The sequence below is a fragment of the Blastomonas sp. genome, assembly GCF_041747255.1.
GTDB lineage: Bacteria > Pseudomonadota > Alphaproteobacteria > Sphingomonadales > Sphingomonadaceae > Blastomonas.
The window spans coordinates 1-3792 of sequence record NZ_JBGTFM010000298.1 but is presented as its reverse complement, the minus strand read 5'-3'; the positions used below and the strand labels follow the sequence as shown (position 1 = coordinate 3792).

Annotated in this window: 6 protein-coding genes; all 6 read right to left on the bottom strand. The window is 62.8% G+C overall.

The genetic code is table 11. The features are described from left to right. Positions 1-810, bottom strand: an 810-nt coding sequence (locus tag ACEW8G_RS10325) for a bifunctional phosphopantothenoylcysteine decarboxylase/phosphopantothenate synthase (RefSeq protein ID WP_373488339.1), incomplete at its 3' end; no start/stop codon positions are given. After that, positions 807-1145 (bottom strand): type II toxin-antitoxin system PemK/MazF family toxin, encoded by a 339-nt coding sequence (locus ACEW8G_RS10320; protein WP_373488338.1) that lies wholly within the window; start codon positions 1143-1145, stop codon positions 807-809. The genes ACEW8G_RS10325 and ACEW8G_RS10320, both read right to left, overlap by 4 nt. 19 nt (positions 1146-1164) lie before the next feature. Beyond that, a complete protein-coding gene (locus tag ACEW8G_RS10315; protein WP_373488337.1) occupies positions 1165-1401 on the bottom strand; it encodes an AbrB/MazE/SpoVT family DNA-binding domain-containing protein in 237 nt (78 codons plus the stop codon). Between the two features lie 32 nt (positions 1402-1433). Next, positions 1434-1757, bottom strand: coding sequence for a hypothetical protein (locus ACEW8G_RS10310; protein ID WP_373488336.1), 324 nt, complete (start codon positions 1755-1757; stop codon positions 1434-1436). A 110-nt stretch (positions 1758-1867) separates the two neighbouring features. After that, positions 1868-3043 carry an aromatic amino acid transaminase gene (locus tag ACEW8G_RS10305; RefSeq protein WP_373488335.1) on the bottom strand — a complete coding sequence of 392 codons (1176 nt, stop codon included), beginning with the start codon at positions 3041-3043 and terminating at the stop codon, positions 1868-1870. A gap of 231 nt (positions 3044-3274) precedes the next feature. Then, positions 3275-3792, bottom strand: a 518-nt coding sequence (locus ACEW8G_RS10300) for a DUF1134 domain-containing protein (RefSeq protein ID WP_373488334.1), incomplete at its 5' end; no start/stop codon positions are given.

Below are 3792 nucleotides of genomic sequence, written 5' to 3'. Positions count from 1 at the left end.
GAGCGGGGTCGGCAGGCTGACCGGCCCCGCGATCAGCTGGACCTCAGCGCCAAGCGCCGCCGCTGCTTCCGCAATCGCAAAGCCCTGCCGCCCGCTCGACCGGTTGGCAATGTAGCGCACGGGATCAATCGGTTCGTGGGTTGGCCCGGCGGTAACCAGCACGCGCTTGCCGGTGAGCGGGCGGGGGGCATCGGGGCCTGAACCAATTTTTGTGCTCCCGGCCGACCCTGGTTCAGCAAGCTGAACCTGTCCCTCCCGCTTGCTGGAGGGGAGAGACAACGCCCGTTCGATCTCGCGGATGATCGCGTTGGGCTCGGGCAGTCGGCCCGGGCCATATTCACCGCACGCCATCGCGCCGCTGTCGGGACCGATTACCGTCACCCCGTCATCGCGCAGCCTGGCGACATTGCGCTGGGTCGCTACATGCTGCCACATCCGCACATTCATCGCGGGCACCGCCATCACCGGCGTATCCGTGGCGAGCAGCACGGTGGTGGCCAGACTGTCGGATATCCCCGCCGCCATTTTGGCGATCAGATCGGCAGTGGCGGGGCAGACGACGATCAGGTCGGCCTCACGGCTGAGCTGGATATGCCCCATTTCGGTTTCGTTTTTAAGGTCCCACAAGGTCGTGAACACTTCGTTTTCGCTCAGCGCCGCCAGCGTCATCGGCGTGATGAACTGCGCCCCGCCCTCAGTCAGCACGCAGCGCACGCTCATGCCGCGCTTGCGGATCAGCCGGATCAGTTCGCACGCCTTGTAGGCCGCAATGCCACCCCCGACGATGAGCAGGATGTGGGGGGCGATCATAGCCCCAGATGCTCCCTAAAGCGAGATTTCAGGGCTATCTGGTCATCCGCTCCCAGTCGCCCCACGGCAATCATGTCTGCGATGGTGATCGAGTGGAATTTCATCCTGATCTTGCTGGGCTTGTGGAGACCTGCGCAAGCTGGATCATCGACCACAAGGTCGCCGGGCCATGGCGCAGCCGACAATCGGGTGATCATCGCGATGGAGGCAATGCCGGTGGCGGCAATAAAATGTGCGTTGGATATGATGACGACCGGGCGCAGCCGAACCCGTTGCTGATCCAGAAACGGAAAGTCGATGACCAGAATGTCGAATTGAAGCAAAGGCGGCTGCACGTGTTCAGGCCATCCTGTCTTACAAATCGGCCCAATATGCGTCTTCTTCCTCGCTGAACCATTCGGGCATTGCCAGCTTCATCATCTCCACCCATTCGGCGTCAGCGGCGGTGCGGGCGCTTTTGTCGCGGGTGATGACTGCTTCACCATTGCGCAGTTCAAACCGCACATGGTCGCCCGCTTTCAGGCCCAGCGCCGTGCGGACATCGCGCGGGATGGTCACCTGATGTTTGACGGTAAGCTTGCCCGGTTTCATGACCGAACACGTAATACCCATTACTTTTGCCGTCAATGATACTGCCAATGGTCGAACAGCCGGTCGCCGTTCGCCTCATAGGGCTTGTCATATGCCTCAGCCGGGCGGGATTCGCCGCAGCGATACAGCGGGCCTGCCACCAGCCGCCGCCGGTAGAGCAGTCCCAGCACCAGCGCATAGACCAGCCCGCAGGCTGCCGCTGCCAGCATCAGGCCGGCAAGACCAGTGATGGCCGTCATGCCCTGAGGCAGCCAATCGAAAGTCTCGATCAGCCCAATGGCATGTGCGGTCGCAAGCGTGGCGGTACCGGCAAGCGCGTGATCACGCCAAGAAATGATGATGTTGAATCGGGTCATGAATGCTTACCTAACGCACGCCGTATGAGCGCGCTGTGCGCCAGGTCTCATGCCTGCGAACTTCGCGACAGGTCGTTTTCGACAAAGTCTCGATACCCGCCGATCAAATATCAGGCAGTCACGGCGCGCAGCCCTTCAATAAAGTGCGGGATGTTGTCTTGCGTAAAGCCGGCAATGTTCATTCGGCCCGATCCGGCCATATACACGCCCCAGTCGGCGCGCAGCGCTGAAATCTGTTCAGGCCGCAGCTGCAGCACCGAAAACAAGCCGTTCTGCTGACCGACCGCCGCCAGATCAACCGACCCGATGGCCTGATAGCTGGCCAGCGTATCGCGCACGCTGCGCATCCGGGCGCGCATCGATTCAAGCTCGTTCAGCCACAACCCGGTCAGCCCCTCATCCTCAAGAATGATCCGCACCGATGCCGCGCCATGATCAGGCGGCATTGACCAGCTTGCCCGCGCCAGCGCACACAGGTTGGACTGGATCGCCGCCTGCTGGCCCGGCTCTGCGGTCATCGCGTACAGCGCACCGACGCGTTCGCGATACAGTCCGAAATTTTTGTCGCAGCTGTACGCAATCAGCGCCTCGGGAACGGCCGACAGCACAGCGCGCAGGCCATAGCCGTCGGCCTCAAACCCGTGGCCCAGGCCATGATAGGCAAGGTCGATCAACGGGAACAGCCGCTTGGCCGCCACCGTTTCGGCGATCTGGTCCCATTGCGCCTCGCTATAGTCCGCGCCGGTCGGGTTGTGGCAGCAGCCGTGCAGCAGCACCGCGTCGCCTGCCTCGGCCTTGTCGAGCGCGGTTTCGAGCGCATTGAAGTCAAGCCGCTGGGTGGCGACATCAAGATGGCGGAAAGTCTCGCACGCAAGGCCGACGGCGTCAAAAATCTGCACATGGTTGGGCCAGCTGGGCGCGCCCATCCAGATACGCCTGACGCCGATTTTGAGCAGCAGATCGGCAGCCAGCCGCACCGCGCCGGTGCCGCCGGGGGTCTGCAGCCCATCGATGCGGCCCGCCGGGTCGAACTCACCCAGCATCCAGGGCATGATCGCGCGGACAAAGCCCATGTCGCCTTCGGGCCCCAGATAGCTCTTGCTGTCCTGAGCGGCGAGCAGCCGCGCCTCGGCGGCCTTGATCGCCTGGAACACCGGGGTGCCGCCGCTGGAATCGCGATAGACACCGACGCCAAGGTCAATCTTGGCCGGGCGGCTGTCGGCGGCATAGAGCTTGATCAGTGCGAGCAAGGCATCGGGCGGTTGCGCGGTCAGTTGTTCCAGCACCAGATGATCCCCCAGTTGGTGATTGTTGCGTGCCGCGCGTCGCGGGCAACAGAAAATCGCGGCTGCACCCATGCCGTCGCATGGGGCTCAGGGCAAGGCGAAATGCGGAAACGCCATCGGCAAATGCAAAGCCGGCCGCTGCTCGCTTGCCAGCGACCGGCTCTGCTTTGCCATGGCAGCGCGACCCGCCGGGCATGGATGTCGCAGGGCCTGCTGGCCCTTCAAACAATATCAGAACGGGACGAAATTGCGCTTCCGGGTGAACTTCATATAGCCTGCGTTGACGCCGAGCCGCAGCCCCAGCCCCATGCGCACCGGGATCAGCACGACATCGCCGCGGCGCAGATAGCTGGTGTGAAAGCCGCCGACCAGATAGGCCGCGCCTTCGCCAGCGCCAAAACGCTTGTAAAGGTCCTCGCTGTCGTAAAGATTATACACCAGCACAAAGGTATTGCCCGCATTCGCACCGGCATCAAAGCCGACCGAAGGCCCGGTCCAGTAAACCGGCTTGTCGCCCTCAACCTTGTGATGCAACGTACCAGAGCCATAGCGCAGGCCGACGACAAACGCGCCAGAGGCCTCGCGTCCGACGATATAGCCATTGGGCTCGCCCTGTTTGCGCAGAATGTCCTCGATCAATCCGGCCAGCCCTTCGGCGCCCTTGCCGAATACACCTTCGGCCGCGCCGATCAGGTCATCTTTCTGATAGCCCGATGTCGCCCCGCTCACAGGCACGCCCGCTTCTGCGG